Source organism: Pseudomonas spelaei (assembly GCF_009724245.1).
GTDB lineage: Bacteria > Pseudomonadota > Gammaproteobacteria > Pseudomonadales > Pseudomonadaceae > Aquipseudomonas > Aquipseudomonas spelaei.
On the sequence record NZ_WNNK01000002.1, the window covers coordinates 114,463 to 129,281 of the forward strand.

Below are 14,819 nucleotides of genomic sequence, written 5' to 3' on the forward strand. Positions count from 1 at the left end.
ATGTTATTAATACCAAACTCACCAGTCCAGTATTAAAGTGAAAATGTCCGACAATCTTGTAAACACCAATAGCCCCGGGCGTCCCAAGGACATGGCAAAGCGCCAGGCAATCCTTGAGGCAGCGAAAATCCTGTTCTTGAGCAATGGTTACGCCAGTACCAGCATGGATGCCGTGGCCGTGGAAGCCGGCGTCTCAAAACTGACGGTCTACAGCCACTTCACCGACAAAGAGACGCTGTTCTCCGCGGCCGTGGTCGCCAAGTGCGAAGAGCAGCTGCCGGTGATGTATTTCGAGTTGCCGGACGGCGTACCCGTGGAAAAGGTGCTGCTAAATATCGCTCGCGGCTTTCACGTGCTGATCAACAGCGATGAGTCGGTGAACCTGCATCGTTTGATGATGACCTCCGGCAGCCAGGACCCAAAGCTGTCACAGATCTTTTTCGAAGCCGGGCCCCTGCGGATGTTGCAGGGTATGGAACGCTTGCTGGCCAGGATTGACCAGAGCGGCGCCCTGAGCATCGACAAACCGCTGACCGCCGCCGAGCATTTTTTCTGCCTGCTCAAAGGCACGGCGAATTTTCAGTTGCTGTATGGCTGTGGCGGGCAGCTGAGTGACGCAGCCGCCGAGGAGCACGTGCAGGACGTGGTGGGGTTATTTATACGGGCGTATCGCGCCACCTAAGACTTGAGCGCCTTCTTCGGATAAATGTCATACCGGCTGGACTTGCCATCCAGCGCATGGCTCGGCTTGGGGCCTTCAATGCACGGGGCCTTTCGCGGGCGCTTGACCACCACCCGGTGGCTGGCCAGGGCCAACGCGGCAGCCAGCAACGCTGGTGCGTCGGGATCGTCCCCCACCAATGGCCGGAACAGGCGCATTTCCTTCTTCACCAAGGCGGTTTTCTCACGATGGGGAAACATCGGGTCCAGGTAAATCACCTGTGGCGGCTCACCTTCCCAGTTGCGCATGACATCAATGGAATTGCCCTTGAGCAAAGTCATCCGCGCGACAATCGGTGCCACTTCAAAATCGTCTGCGCCACGGGCCAGGCCATCTTCCAGCAAAACGCCGATCAACGGCTGACGCTCGATCAGGCTCATCTCGCAGCCCAGGCTGGCCAGCACGAACGCATCCTTGCCCAGGCCGGCCGTGGCATCCAGAACGCGCGGGCGCACGCCCTGGGCGACGCCGACGGCCTTGGCAATCATCTGCCCGCTGCCCCCCCCGTATAAGCGCCGGTGGGCCGCGCCACCTTCGACAAAATCCACTCGCACCGGCCCTGGCGCATCAGGCCCAAGCTGTTGCAGTTGCAAACCGTGCTCACCGACTTGCAGGGCAAAGTCAGCCTCCTCCAGTTGCAAAGGCAGCCCAAGCTGCTCGGCCCACTGCTGAGCCCGGGCTTGAAAGCCTTCGGTCAGGGCCTCGACCCGAATGCGGCTGGCCGCTGGTTGTTCGTTCATCAGTCGCTACGCTCAAAAATATTAAGGATCGGCAAAAAGCGGCCGATAAAAAAATGATCAGGCATTTTGCCAGAGCTGAGCGTCGACCGAGAGAAATGTCAGACATTCATTCCCTACCCATCGGTGTACTGCCGACCCACAACCACTACGGCCTGCGCAATACCCAAGCGCTGGCCGGGGTCAGTCATGTGTGGCAGGACTTCTTCGCCCGGGCGCTGGCCGAGCAGTTAGGTGAGGATGCGGGGACGCTCTCCAAAAAAACACCGGCACCGGTGGATGCTTCGGTAGAGCCTCGGGAAGGCAGCGACCTGCTGAGCCAAATCGTCACCCAACGCCAATGCGACGTGCAGGACACCGAGATCGCCCCGCCTGAACCGCTGTTCCTGCCGATTGCCGAATTCGAACTGGACCTGCTGCCACCCGCCGCTGTGCCATTCCCGCCGGATGAAATCGTGGCCCAGCAGCGCCAGCAGAACTTCGAAAGTGGCTGGGTTCGCCCTCTCGTACTGACCGCCGGCCAACCCCTGCCAGAACCCGGCCCGGCACCGCAACCACAGCCGCTGCACTTGCCAATTGCCGAGTTCGAACTGGACCTGCTGCCGCCCGCTGCCGAACCATTCCCGCCACAAGAACTGGTCGAACAGCAGAAGCAACTGGACTACGACTGCCAATGGGCGCGTCCACTGATCCTCAATAACCTGCGCCTGGCCGCCTGATTCTCGTTACCTGACCAACTGGCTGGCCTGTTGATACGACATCGAACGCTCGGTGAAGGTAAACGTGCCGAGGTCGTGAATCTCCTGGGCCGCCCTAAAGAACTCACCATAGGCCGCCAGCGCCATGGCCGAACCGACACTGATGCGTTTGACGCCCATCTCACTCAACTGCGCCACCGTGAGCTTGAGCCCGCCCGACATCAACACATTCACCGGTTTGGGCGCCACCGCCCGTACCACCGCCAAGACTTCCTCGGCACTGCGTAACCCTGGCGCATACAGCACATCGGCACCGGCCTCGGCGTAGGCTTGCAAGCGGCGAATAGTGTCAGGCAGATCCAGCTTTCCATGCAGGAGATTTTCCGCACGGGCCGTCAGCATGAACGGGAATGGCAGACTGCGAGCGGCGGCAACAGCAGCTTCAATACGCTCGACCGACAAATCAAAGGGATAGATCGGATCGACGGCTATGCCGGTGGCATCTTCGATAGATCCACCGACGATGCCTGTGGCAGCCGCCCGAAGAATAGTTTGAGCGCAACCGTCAGGGGTATCGCTGAAACCGTTTTCCAGGTCGGCGGCCACCGGCAGTACCGTAGCTTGGGCAATCATTACGGTGTTGTGCAGCGTGTCCTCCAGGGACAACGCGCCTTCGGCATCCGGACGCCCGAGGCTGAAGGCATAACCGGCGCTGGTGGTGGCCAAGGCCTCGAAGCCGAGGCTGGTGAGCATTTTCGCGGAACCGGCATCCCAGGGATTGGGCATGACGAACGCACGGTCACGCTCATGCAGGGCCTTGAAAGTTTCAGCACGCTGGATTTGTGGGTCCATTGCTCGCTCCTTGTAAGAAAGGCGCTCAGAGCAACCCCAGTTGCTCCGCAGCAGGTTCCCTGTATAGCTCAGGCAAGGCTGGCAAGCCAGGCAAACGCGCCATCAGCTTTTCATGGAAACGCAGGGCCAATTGCGCCGCCAGGCGATTGTCCGAGGTGTGCAGGAACACATAGGGCGTGCGGCCCTCTTCAATCCAGAAGGCGACCTTTTCGATCCATGGCACCAGGAACGGGTCGTTGGCTTCCAGTTCGGGGTGACCGATAAATCGCACCTGGGGGAACTGGGTCAATGCGGCCGGACGAGGCGGCACCTTGGGCTTCTTCGATTGGGCATGCAGCACTGCCGCCGAAGTGGACGTGCAACTGAACAAGGCACGGGGATCCAGGCAAATGCGCTCGACGCCGCGGTCGCGCAACAGACGGTTGAGCATCCGCTCGGCATCGCCCCTGGCAAAAAAATCCGGGTGACGCACTTCTACCGCCAGCGGTCGCTCCAACCCATCAATAAACCCGGCCAGTTCCGCCAGCCGTTGTGGCGCAAAACTGGCCGGTAATTGCAGCCATAACGGTGAAACTCGCTGCCCCAAAGGGCTCATCAGCCCGAGGAAACTCTCCGCTGCCGGCAGTTGCTCACGCAGATCCCCGCCATGGCTGATATCGCCGGGGAACTTGGCGGTAAAACGAAAGTGTTCCGGCATGATCTCCGCCCAGCGCTGCACGGTGGCCGCCGAAGGGCGGGCGTAAAACGTGGTGTTGCCTTCAACCGCGTTGAAGACTTGGGAATAGAGAGCGAGGTAGTCGTTGGGGCGGGCGTCTTGGGGGTACAGGTAATCGCGCCAGGCGTTTTCACTCCAGGACGGGCAACCCAGGTAGTAAGGCAACGGCATCAGATATGGATATCGAGACCCAGCACTTCCATATCCCATTCGACAAAGCCGGCGGTGGTCAGGTAGCTGGCCAAGGCGTTGGCAACGCTTTTGCTCATTGAGCGCGGGAAAATCATGTCTTGCTGGCGGGCCGGAACAGCGCCGATGCGGGCACCGGCAGAACCTTGGGAGCGCGTAGAAACAGTTGAACCTGACGGCGTTTCGGACTGGACTTCAACGAAGTCAGGCGAGTCCTCGACGGACTCGTCTACCATCACGTTAGCCTTGCGTGGCTTACGCTTGAGGGGGTAGGACTGAGAGGAGAAGCCGTCTATACGCATGCATGCAAACCCGGTATCAATGATGGCAATTTAGCGGCACTTTCCTTGGCGCGCAAATGCTCTGGTGATAACTAGAACACATAAATAGACAAAGGTTTAAAAGCGCGTGGGAATTTCTGACGGTTGGTGGTGTTTGGGAGCAGCCTGGCTCCCCTATTCGTAGGGTCCATCAAAGTTGGCGTTCAGCCTTGGTCTGCGCCACTTTATCGCGCAAATACACCGGTTGCGCCTGATCCGCCGGAATCGCCTCGCCCCGCGCCCAGGCAAATCGCGCCAGGGCCAGCAAGTCTTCAGCGTGAGGCAACATGCCCGCATCCTGGCCACTGAGTTTCACGCCGATGCGCTCGGCATAACCCCAGCCAGTGCCAGCACCAAACCATTCTCCGCTGGCATCGTCTGGCAACGCGGCTACTTCGGGCGGCTGCACGGCTTCAACACCCACCAGGCGCATCTCGCCAGCGGTTTCCCGATAGCAGCCCCAATAGACCTCATCCATGCGTGCATCGATAGCCGCCGCGACCTGATGCGCGCCGTGCTCACGAAACGCTCGTTGCGCCAACACCGCCAGGTTCGACACCGGCAACACCGGGCGCTCCAAGGCAAACGCCAGGCCCTGGACCACGCCGATGGCAATCCGTACACCGGTGAACGCACCCGGACCGCGGCCGAAGGCAATGGCATCGACCGCCGACAAGGTGGTGCCCGCATCGGTCAGCAACTGCTTGATCATCGGCAACAGCTTTTGCGCATGCAGGCGCGGAATCACCTCGTAGTGGCTCGTTACCTTGCCATCGTGCAGCAAGGCAACGGAGCAAGCTTCAGTCGCGGTGTCCAGGGCCAGCAAGGTGCTCATCGGTGTTTGCGTCCAAGTTGAAAAAAAGTGCGCCAGTATAAACAACAACGGCCCGCAAGCGGGCCGTTGTCAGTCAAGCGGAGACAGGATCAGCTCAACGCGTTCAGTACTTTGCCAGTAATGGCTTCCACCGAACCCACACCTTCGATGTGGCTGTACTTCGGCTTGCCCTGGGCAGCCGAGAGTTTCTGGTAGAAATCCACCAGCGGTTTGGTCTGGGAGTGGTAGACCGACAGGCGATGACGCACGGTTTCTTCAGTGTCGTCCTTACGCTGCACCAGGTCTTCACCGGTGACGTCGTCCTTGCCTGCCACTTTTGGCGGGTTATAAACGATGTGGTAAACGCGACCCGACGCTTCGTGAACACGACGACCGGCAATACGCTGCACGATCTCTTCGTCTTCGACGGCGATTTCCACCACGTGGTCCAGTTCGACGCCGGCCTTCACCAGGGCTTCAGCCTGAGGAATGGTGCGCGGGAAACCGTCGAACAGGAAACCGTTCTTGCAGTCGTCCTGGCTGATGCGTTCCTTGACCAGGTTGATGATCAGGTCATCGGACACCAGGCCACCGCTGTCCATCACGCTCTTGGCGATCAGGCCCAGCTCGGTGCCGGCCTTGACGGCAGCACGCAGCATGTCGCCGGTGGAGATTTGTGGAATGCCGAATTTTTCAGTGATGAACTTTGCCTGAGTACCTTTACCGGCCCCGGGAGCTCCCAGCAGAATGACGCGCATCGATGTGCTCCTCAATTTTTTATAGAGATGACGCTCGGATTCGCCTCATGGGGCCAATCTCGGAAAAAAGGGTCATGGCCGCACAAACGGCCAAAGGCTGATCAAGATACACAGCAGGCCTTAACCACACAAGCCGCCAAAAGTAGGAGGAATCCGCGCCGCACAGGCCTCATAGCGCGGGTATCGCCAGGCGCAGCCCGGCTGCAAAACCCAGCGCCACCCCTTTCCCGGCAACGCTGGGCTTTATCTGCAAGCCCTTGAGAACCCTTCAGAATTGTCAGCCGGTATTACGCAAACCGGCGGCAATCCCCGCCACGGACACCAGCAACGCCTGTTCCAGAGGGCTGTCCTGCGCCGCTTCCTGTTGTCGAGACCGTGCCAACAGTTCGGCCTGCAAAAGGTGCAATGGGTCAAGGTAAGTGTTGCGCAGGCGGATGAACTCCAGGGTGTCCGGACTATGGGCCAACAGCTGCGACTGGCCGGTCAGGCCGAGCACCACACTGCATGCCTGCGACAATAGGTCGCGCAAGTGCACACCCAGTGGCAGCAGATCAGGTTGTACCAGACGTTCGTCATAGAGCCGGGCAATATCGGCGTCGGCCTTGGCCAGGACCATCTCCAGCATATCGATGCGGGTACGGAAGAACGGCCACTGCTCGCGCATCTGCTCCAGCAACTCGCCTTCACCGCGCTCCAGAGCCTTGCTCAAGGCCGCTTCCCAGCCGAGCCAGGCTGGCAGCATCAAGCGGGTCTGGGTCCAACCGAAAATCCACGGAATCGCCCGCAAGCTTTCGATGCCGCCAGCGCGGCGCTTGGCTGGCCGGCTGCCCAAAGGCAAGCGGCCCAGTTCCTGTTCGGGGGTGGACTGTCGGAAATACTCGACGAACTGCGGATTTTCCCGCACCACTGCGCGATAAGCGCTGACGCCATCGGCTGCCAATTCATCCATCAAGTTGCGCCATGCGGGTTCAGGCGGCGGCGGCGGGAGCAAGGTCGCCTCCAGCACGGCCGCCAGGTACAGGTTCAGATTCTGCTCGGCGATGTCTGGCAGGCCGAACTTGAAACGGATCATTTCACCTTGTTCGGTGGTGCGAAAACGCCCGGCCACCGAACCCGGCGGCTGCGACAGAATCGCCTCGTGGGCTGGACCGCCGCCACGTCCAACGGTGCCGCCGCGGCCATGGAACAACAGCAGTTCCACCTGCTGTTCACGGCAGATGTCCACCAGCCGCTCCTGGGCCCGGTATTGCGCCCAGGCTGCAGCCGTAGTGCCTGCGTCCTTGGCCGAATCGGAGTAGCCGATCATCACTTCCTGCGGCCCCTGCAAGCGCGAGCGATAGCCTGGGAGCAGCAACAGGCGTTCGATCACCGGGCCTGCGTTATCCAGGTCGGCGAGGGTCTCGAACAACGGCACCACGCGCATCGGCCGCTGCACGCCGGACTCCTTGAGCAGCAGTTGCACCGCCAGAACATCGGAGGCGGCACCGGCCATGGAGATCACATAAGACCCCAGGGACGCTGCCGGCGCGGCAGCAATTTCCTTGCAGGTATTGAGCACTTCGGCAGTGTCGGCGGACGGTTTGAAATAGGCCGGCAGCAGCGGCCGTCGATTGGCCAGTTCGCGCATCAGAAAGCTGATGCGTGCATCCTCATCCCAATCCTCGTAACGCCCCAGGCCCAGGTAATCAGTGATTTCAGTCATGGCCGCGCAATGACGACTGGAATCCTGACGCACATCCAGACGCACCAGGAACAGGCCAAAGGTCACCGCACGCCGTAGGCAATCAAGCAACGGGCCGTCGGCAATCACCCCCATGCCGCAGGCATGCAGGGACTGGTAACACAGCTCCAGCGGCTCCAGCAGGTCGCGATTATTTTGCAGGACCTCAGCGGGCGCCGGGGTGCTGCCGGCCAACGAGGTGTGAGCCCATTGGCGCGTAGCACGCAGACGCTCACGCAGTTGTTTGAGTAGCGCCCGGTAAGGTTCAACGCTGTCACCGACCTTGGCCTGCAACTCAGGGCTGGCCTGTTGCATCGACAGTTCGGATGCCAGGTGATCGATATCGCGCAAGTACAGGTCAGCGGCCATCCAACGGGCCAGCAGCAGCACTTCGCGGGTGACCGGTGCGGTAACATTCGGGTTGCCGTCACGGTCGCCGCCCATCCACGACGCAAAGCGAATCGGCGCTGCTTCCAGGGGTAAATGCAGGCCTGTGGCGGCGTGCAAGGCAAGGTCGGCCTTGCGCAAGTAATTAGGGATGGCGTGCCACAGGGAGTGCTCGATCACCGCAAAGCCCCACTTGGCTTCATCTACAGGGGTCGGTCGGGTGCGGCGAATTTCTTCGGTGTGCCAGGCCTCGGCGATCAAGCGTTGCAGGCGTTGGCGGATCTGCTCGCGCTCGGCCGTGGTCAAGTCGCGGTGATCCTGCAAGGCCAATTGTGCAGCGATGGCGTCGTATTTCTGGATCAGGGTACGGCGGGCGACTTCAGTAGGGTGAGCAGTGAGGACCAGTTCGATCTCCAGGCGGCCCAACTGGCGCGCCAGGGATTCGCTGCTGTGGCCTTCACTCTGCAGACGCGCCAGCAGTTCAGGCAATACCCGTGACTCGAAGGGCGCAGGCGTCGACTCGTCGCGACGGTGGATCAACTGGTATTGCTCGGCGATGTTGGCCAGGTTGAGGAACTGGTTGAAGGCCCGTGCCACTGGCAGCAGTTCGTCTTCCTTGAGCTGATTAAGGCTGGCACTCAGCTCTTCGCCGGCGGCCTGCTCCGATGCAGCACCCCGTCGATCAGCCTTGGCGCCTTTACGAATCTGCTCGATCTTGTCGAGAAACTCGTCGCCGTACTGTTCTCGGATCGTGTTGCCCAGCAGTTCACCCAGCAGGTGAACATCTTCACGCAAACGTGCATCGATATCGCTCATCAGCCAATCTCCAGCCAGAAATCCGGGATGCTTTGACTCTCAAGAGTGCCGCCCACGCCGGCTTCTTACAAGGACCAGCAGAATTGACTTTAAACCTTGTGGCTTACAGCTAGTCTCAACTATGCGGTTCGCAGGATTGCCCGCTTACCTGAGCGCTTATCGAGGTCGTCATGAAAATCCGAGAATTGGCCCAGCATTGGGAAGAAAACGCCAAGGGTCGCCTGACCAAAACTGAATACGCCATCCATCTGGATGTAGAAGCCGCCGCCAGGCTCGCGGCACTCTGCGAGATGTACCCCAAACGGCACACCGAAGCGCTACTCGGCGAACTGATTGGCGCGGCACTCGAAGAGTTGGAAACCAGCTTTCCTTACATCAAGGGCCAGCATGTGATTGCCACGGATGAAGAAGGTGATCCGCTGTACGAAGACGTCGGCCCTACACCGCGCTTTCTCACTTTGTCTCGACGTTACTTGCACGATTTGTCGGCTCAACCCGATAAGCAAAAACACTGATAAACATCCGCTAAAAACCAATCTCCCCCAGGTATTACGGGCCTCTAAGAGGCCCGTAATACCTCTGTGCCTGACGAAAGTTCAAACTTTTAAACGCTGACTATTCAGTCAAAAAAATATTTAGGCAAAGCGCCATCTTCTCTGAACTATTCAAAAAACCCTCAGGTCACAGCCAGTAAGCCATCACTTGGAACAGCCGTTTGAAAGGCGTCCTGGAACTTACCGCCAGACCCTGCACACACAGCAAACCGGCGATGGATTTTGATGTTTTTGAGGAGTTACCCAATGGAGTTGAAGACCATGAAGACCAGCACTGCCAAATCCTCGTTTAACCACCTGCGCGGGCTCAAATTGGCCGCGTTGGCAATCGGTACCAGCTTCGTTTTGGCCGGTTGCGCCGGTAACCCGCCAACCGAGCAGTACGCCGTGACCCAGTCAGCGGTGAACAGCGCCGTCAGCGCCGGCGGTACCGAGTTTGCAGCCGTGGAAATGAAATCGGCCCAGGACAAGCTCAAGCAAGCCGAAATTGCCATGCACGACAAGAAGTATGACGACGCGCGTCGCCTGGCCGAACAAGCCGAGTGGGATGCTCGCGTCGCCGAGCGTAAAGCCCAGGCTGCCAAAGCTGAGCAAGCCGTGAAGGATTCCCAGAAAGCTGTTCAGGAGCTGCGTCACGAAGGTATGCGTCCAGCTGTTATCCAACAGTAAGTGACTGACCTCTGATTGCCTTGCACCCGAAATCGAATTGAAAGGACGACACCATTATGCGTAAACAATTGATGATCCCTGCCCTGCTGGCGATGAGCGTTGCCCTGGCGGCCTGTTCCACCCCGCCGAACGCAAACCTGGAAAACGCACGGACCAACTTCTCGGCCCTGCAAGCCAACCCGCAAGCCACCAAAGTCGCGGCACTGGAAACCAAGGATGCCAGCGACTGGCTGGACAAGGCCGACAAGGCCTATCGTGACAACGATGACGAGAAGAAAGTCGACCAGTTGGCCTACCTGACCAACCAGCGCGTTGAAGTCGCCAAGGACACCATCGCCCTGCGCACCTCAGAAGCCCAGTTGAAAAACGCCGGTGACCAACGTGCCCGCGCGCTGCTCGAAGCCCGTGACGCGCAGATCAAGCAACTGCAAAACAGCTTGAACGCCAAGCAGACTGATCGCGGTACCTTGGTGACTTTCGGTGACGTGCTGTTTGCCACCAACAAGTCCGATCTGAAATCCAGCGGCCTGGTAAACATCACCAAACTGGGGCAGTTCCTGCGGGAAAATCCGGACCGTAAAGTGATTGTCGAAGGCTACACCGACAGCACCGGCTCCAACGCCTACAACCAGAGCCTGTCGGAGCGCCGTGCGGCTTCCGTACAGCGTGCACTGGCTCAACAAGGCGTGGATATTTCGCGCATCGTGACCCAGGGCTATGGCAAGGAATACCCGGTTGCCGACAACGGCAGCGTTTCGGGCCGTGCCATGAACCGCCGTGTTGAAGTGACCATTTCCAACGACAACCAGCCGGTCAAACCGCGTTCGTCGATCCAGTAACGGATTGACAGGAAGCCCCACTGATTGATGGGGCTTCCAACAATGAGCCTCCTTCAGTGCAAGGGGGCTTTTTTACTTTATCCGAATTGAACTGGGTTATTGTTGTCCTGCGGCATCATACCCTGCAGGTTTTGTTGATTCATCGGGTCCATAGCTCCGGATTGGCCTCCTGCGTTGCCACCCTGACTGCCACCGCCACCTTGGGCACCGCCACCACCTTGAGCACCACCACCACCTTGGGCACCACCCATCATCATTTCCAGGAGTTTTTTAAGCATCTCAGGGTCCATGCCCTGCTGCTGCTCCTGCCCCAGGCCCATGTTCTGACCCAGCCCCTGCATGCCACCCATACCACCAACGCCCATACCCATATACACACCTCACAGTTAACTATTCATAAGTTTTTTATCAGCTGCGCTGACAATCCGTTCAGTGGTCTCTTACACGATATGGTTCCGAGCTTCTGATAGGCAGGTAGGAACCGAGCCTATTCCTACGGCTATTGCTCAAGCTGCGGCGTTTCCTGCCCCATGCACCGCACAGCCTGTTTCTTGCTGTTCACCAGCACACCGGTCAGGCCTTTCTGCTCGGTGTCGAACAGCACCAACACACCATCGACGCATTGCGCCACCTGGGCTGCCGGAGTCAGGGAGATTTTGTAATCCTCACCTGGCACAGTCTTGAGCATGGTGAAATCACTGAGCAGCAACGCATCCTCCGGCTTGGCGAAATGCAGATAGCCGTAGTACCACAAGCAGCCCACGGTGCCGATGATGGTGCCGATACCGGTGAGGATCAGGGGAATCATGTTGCGTTCTTCACTCATTGCGGGCTCTCTGATGATTCAACTTTGGAATTCGGGGCGGCCGGGTAATTGGGGATTTCCCCCAGGCGGCGCAGGCCATTGAAATGCTGCGGGTCGTCGAGGTAGCGCAGCATCACGGTTTGCCAGGTCTTGTCGGCAAATGTCTGCACATGCTCACCCCGGGTCAATTGCAGCACCCTCGGCGGTGGCGCAGCTTGATACAGGCGGATACCGTTGGAAAGCGGCACGATCGGGTCATCCAGACTGTGGAACAGCAATTTCGGCACGCCTGTCAGCTGCGGCATGGCGTTGATCGCGCTGTCGGCGTCCGGCACCAGCCACGACAACGGTACCTGGAACGGCCAGGTTAACCAGGAAGTGCTCAGGGCGAATTGTCCTACATCACGATAACTGGCCGGCACGCCGTCCAGGACAATGGCCTTGAGTTGTCGCTGACGCTCGGGATGCTCGGCCAAGTAATGCACCGCCAGTGCGCCGCCCAGGCTTTGGCCGAGGACGATCAACGGTTGACCCTGGGTTTCAGGGGCCTTATCGATCCAGTTGAAAGCAGCGTCCAGGTCTTGATAGATCGCGGGCAACGAAGGTTTGCCTTCGGACAGGCCATAGCCACGATAGTCCAGCAACAACACTTGATAACCCTGCCCCGGCAACCACCAGCTACCGCCCAAGTGCCAAGACAGGTTGCCACCGTTACCGTGCAGGTGCAGCACCGTGCCTTTGATGGGCACACCGGCTTTGGCCGGTAACCACCACGCATGAAGTTTGAGGCCGTCGGCGGTGGTCAGGGTGACGTCGCGGTATTGCAGGCGGGCTTGCTCTGGAGTGAACGGCAGGCCCGGTTCGGGGTAGAACAGCAACGAGCTGCAGCCGTTCAAGGTCAGTAGCAGGCAAATAATGCCGAGGATTCTCATCCGTTGAAGCCTCGCAATTGAATTGCACATCAACCTGTAGCCTGCGAACGCCTCGAAGAGGCGCAGGTTATCGAAATCGCTGAAGGTCTTCGGCCTTATCGCAGGCTGCGCCAGCGGCTACAGGAACGGGGTGCGGCTACAGGATATTGGAGTAATCCGCCTCGATCCGATCCAGGCTCAGGTGGTTGAGAAAGTTGGAGAAGCACATCCAGGCCGCCAGGGCATTCATGTCGCGGAACTGCTCCGGCAAATATTTGGGAGGCACCACCAGCCCTTCGTCCACCAACTGGCGCAAGGTACGCATGTCTTCCAGAGTGGTCTTGCCACAGAACAGCAACGGCACCTGCTCCAGTTTGCCTTTGCGCACGGCCAACTGAATGTAGTTGTAAACCATGATAAAGCCCTTGAGGTAGGACAAATCCTTGGTAAACGGCAGACCATTGGGCACCGAGCCACGGAACACACGACTGGCGTTGCCGTAGCTTTCGGCCATTTCAAAGCCCTGCTCGCGGAAGAATTCGTAGACCTGCAGGAAGTCTGCCCCCTCCTCCACCATGTGAATGGCGCGGGTACGGTTGGTCAATTTACGCAGGCGGCTGGGGTAAGAGGCGAAAGTGATGATCTCCATCAGGATTGCCAGGCCTTCCTGAGTGACGGTGGACGACGGTGGCCCCTTCGAGAGGAAGGTGCAGATCGGCTGGTTCTGGCCATTGAGGGTGGTGCCTACATGCACCAGGCCTTCGTGGACTTCCAGGGCACGCACGTCGCGGTCGTTGAACATCGCGTCGGCGCGAATCTTGATGTAGTCGGCCCCCGCCGCCGCGTCGGCCACGATGCCATCGGACTCGAACACCCGGATGGTTTCTTCTGCTTCGCCAAATACTTTGTTCAGGCGGCTTTGCAGCAAGTTGACGGCATCTTTGGCGGTCAAGGTCTTGGCTTCGTCCTTGAGATCGCCACGGCCATCAATGTTATTCAGGTAATCGGAGAGCATCAGGCCGAGGTCGGCCAGGGTTGGGTCACCGGCGTGGAACGCGTCGGAAGCGGCGCCATACAGTTCCTGGGAAATCAGGCCGAAATCCGCCGTGCCGCGGGCCTCAAGCATGCGCACCACCATGCGGTATTCCCGGCACATGCGTCGCATGATCTGCCCCACCGGGCTGAACTGGCCGAGGGTGCGAGTGATATCGCGCTCGATGTTCTGAAACTCCAGTTTCACCGCGCTGGAATCGAACGAGAGGGGGCGATTAAGGTAATAGTCGCGGTCAACCGCCGGCATTTCCTTGCCCTTGGCCTTGAGAAAACCCTTGCGAATATTCTCGTCCCACTTCACCGCATCAAGGACACGAATCGGTGTTTGCGCCAGCACAATGCGATCAGACAAGGTGCGTATCGTCTGCTGGTAATCGTCCACCCGATGCTCCCTCTTTAAACGTTATGTGTCCGCACGCCGGTAGCGCATGGTCTCAACGGTAGTACCTTTTGCGCGATCATTACACCGAAGCCAGCACCAGATGCATGTGACGCTTGAGAATTTCAAGCATCTCTTCGCCCGTCAGAGGCTCTGGCCCGCCAAGCAGGCCCTGATATTCCATCCGACCGATAATCGCCGTCAACACCCTGGCATCCTGTTGCGGCTCGCTGGAACCCAGCACCTGAAAAAACTGGCAAGTGCCCTGCAACAGGATTTGCTGGTGGGAACGTACCAGATCCGCCAGGCGCGGGTTCAACAGTGCTTCCTGGCGAAATGCCTGCTCGGCCATCAGGTGTTCACGACGATTGTGCAATTGCCGCTGGACATAGTCAGCGGTCAGCCGCGCAATGTCATCGGCCAACTGCGAACGTGACTGCGCACTGCCATCACCATAGGCCACCATTTCCCGCAGCAAGCCTTCGTTACGTACCCACAGTTTGCCCATGAAAGCCGCGCTGCGCTCCACATACTGGGCGAAGGTGTCGGTGAGCAGGTCATCAATGTCCTTGAAGTAATAGGTGGTGGCCGATAACGGCACCCCCGCCTCGGCAGCCACCGCCCGGTGCCGAACGGCGCGCACACCTTCACGCACGACAATCCGCATGGCGGCATCGAGGATATCTTGTCTGCGCTGTTCACTGCCCTGCCGGCTCGCCTTGCGGCCCTGATACTGAACACTTTCAACCACGGCAGCAGCGATGCCAGCGGCGCCTTCTTTAGCCAATACGCGGTTCACGACACACATCCTTGGAAGAGGTTAAAGCCAGGCGCTGGAAGCTTGACGCTTGTTCAGGCCACACAAAAAAGCCGCCTTATAAA

17 protein-coding genes are annotated in these 14,819 nt (G+C 59.1%); 5 read left to right on the top strand and 12 right to left on the bottom strand.

Going from position 1 to position 14,819, the window contains the following annotated elements; all coding sequences use genetic code 11:
* The first annotated feature begins 43 nt into the window (after positions 1–43).
* On the top strand, positions 44–682 hold the full coding sequence (locus GNF76_RS02655; protein ID WP_155581640.1) for a TetR/AcrR family transcriptional regulator: 639 nt from the start codon (positions 44–46) through the stop codon (positions 680–682).
* On the opposite strand, the gene GNF76_RS02660 is transcribed toward GNF76_RS02655, so the two are convergent.
* Positions 679–1,461, bottom strand: a complete 783-nt coding sequence (locus GNF76_RS02660) for a class I SAM-dependent methyltransferase (RefSeq protein ID WP_155581641.1) — start codon at positions 1,459–1,461, stop codon at positions 679–681. The genes GNF76_RS02655 and GNF76_RS02660 overlap by 4 nt on opposite strands.
* Before the next feature lie 95 nt (positions 1,462–1,556).
* Between GNF76_RS02660 and GNF76_RS02665 the strand changes: the two genes are divergently transcribed.
* Positions 1,557–2,177, top strand: coding sequence for an energy transducer TonB (locus GNF76_RS02665; protein ID WP_155581642.1), 621 nt, complete (start codon positions 1,557–1,559; stop codon positions 2,175–2,177).
* Positions 2,178–2,183: 6 nt separating this feature from the next.
* Here the strand turns inward: GNF76_RS02665 and GNF76_RS02670 are convergent, their stop codons facing one another.
* The 6 genes from GNF76_RS02670 to ppc form a co-directional block, all read right to left on the bottom strand.
* Positions 2,184–3,008 carry an isocitrate lyase/PEP mutase family protein gene (locus GNF76_RS02670; RefSeq protein ID WP_155581643.1) on the bottom strand — a complete coding sequence of 275 codons (825 nt, stop codon included), beginning with the start codon at positions 3,006–3,008 and terminating at the stop codon, positions 2,184–2,186.
* A gap of 25 nt (positions 3,009–3,033) precedes the next feature.
* Positions 3,034–3,894 carry a DUF72 domain-containing protein gene (locus GNF76_RS02675; RefSeq protein ID WP_155581644.1) on the bottom strand — a complete coding sequence of 287 codons (861 nt, stop codon included), beginning with the start codon at positions 3,892–3,894 and terminating at the stop codon, positions 3,034–3,036.
* Positions 3,894–4,214 carry a hypothetical protein gene (locus GNF76_RS02680; RefSeq protein WP_155581645.1) on the bottom strand — a complete coding sequence of 107 codons (321 nt, stop codon included), beginning with the start codon at positions 4,212–4,214 and terminating at the stop codon, positions 3,894–3,896. The genes GNF76_RS02675 and GNF76_RS02680 overlap by 1 nt, the downstream gene beginning before the upstream one ends.
* A gap of 169 nt (positions 4,215–4,383) precedes the next feature.
* Positions 4,384–5,067, bottom strand: coding sequence for a tRNA (adenosine(37)-N6)-threonylcarbamoyltransferase complex dimerization subunit type 1 TsaB (gene tsaB / locus GNF76_RS02685; protein ID WP_155581646.1), 684 nt, complete (start codon positions 5,065–5,067; stop codon positions 4,384–4,386).
* Between the two features lie 89 nt (positions 5,068–5,156).
* Entirely contained in the window at positions 5,157–5,804 is a 648-nt protein-coding gene (adk, locus tag GNF76_RS02690) for an adenylate kinase (RefSeq protein ID WP_155581647.1), read from the bottom strand.
* Positions 5,805–6,081: 277 nt separating this feature from the next.
* Entirely contained in the window at positions 6,082–8,727 is a 2,646-nt protein-coding gene (ppc, locus tag GNF76_RS02695) for a phosphoenolpyruvate carboxylase (protein ID WP_155581648.1), read from the bottom strand.
* Between the two features lie 170 nt (positions 8,728–8,897).
* On the opposite strand from ppc, the gene GNF76_RS02700 reads away from it, so the two are divergent.
* From GNF76_RS02700 to lptF, 3 genes are all read left to right on the top strand, one after another.
* Positions 8,898–9,242, top strand: coding sequence for a pilin assembly protein (locus tag GNF76_RS02700; protein WP_155581649.1), 345 nt, complete (start codon positions 8,898–8,900; stop codon positions 9,240–9,242).
* 285 nt (positions 9,243–9,527) lie between these two features.
* A complete protein-coding gene (locus GNF76_RS02705) occupies positions 9,528–9,950 on the top strand; it encodes a DUF4398 domain-containing protein (protein ID WP_155581650.1) in 423 nt (140 codons plus the stop codon).
* Positions 9,951–10,006: 56 nt separating this feature from the next.
* Positions 10,007–10,789, top strand: coding sequence for a lipotoxin F family OmpA-related lipoprotein LptF (lptF, locus tag GNF76_RS02710; protein WP_155581651.1), 783 nt, complete (start codon positions 10,007–10,009; stop codon positions 10,787–10,789).
* 77 nt (positions 10,790–10,866) lie between these two features.
* Here lptF and GNF76_RS29300 read toward each other — a convergent pair whose 3' ends face one another.
* From GNF76_RS29300 to GNF76_RS02735, 5 genes are all read right to left on the bottom strand, one after another.
* Positions 10,867–11,160: a hypothetical protein gene (locus GNF76_RS29300; protein WP_178123148.1), complete on the bottom strand. Its 294-nt coding sequence runs from the start codon at positions 11,158–11,160 to the stop codon at positions 10,867–10,869.
* A 128-nt stretch (positions 11,161–11,288) separates the two neighbouring features.
* Positions 11,289–11,615 carry a PA3694 family proteiin gene (locus tag GNF76_RS02720; protein ID WP_003219233.1) on the bottom strand — a complete coding sequence of 109 codons (327 nt, stop codon included), beginning with the start codon at positions 11,613–11,615 and terminating at the stop codon, positions 11,289–11,291.
* Positions 11,612–12,526: an alpha/beta hydrolase gene (locus tag GNF76_RS02725; RefSeq protein WP_155581652.1), complete on the bottom strand. Its 915-nt coding sequence runs from the start codon at positions 12,524–12,526 to the stop codon at positions 11,612–11,614. The genes GNF76_RS02720 and GNF76_RS02725 overlap by 4 nt, the downstream gene beginning before the upstream one ends.
* A 136-nt stretch (positions 12,527–12,662) precedes the next feature.
* Entirely contained in the window at positions 12,663–13,940 is a 1,278-nt protein-coding gene (locus GNF76_RS02730; protein WP_169353161.1) for a flavohemoglobin expression-modulating QEGLA motif protein, read from the bottom strand.
* A gap of 79 nt (positions 13,941–14,019) precedes the next feature.
* The gene (locus GNF76_RS02735) at positions 14,020–14,736 is read right to left on the bottom strand and encodes a TetR family transcriptional regulator (protein WP_178123149.1); all 717 of its coding nucleotides are present in this window, start codon (positions 14,734–14,736) and stop codon (positions 14,020–14,022) included.
* Positions 14,737–14,819: the final 83 nt, after the last annotated feature.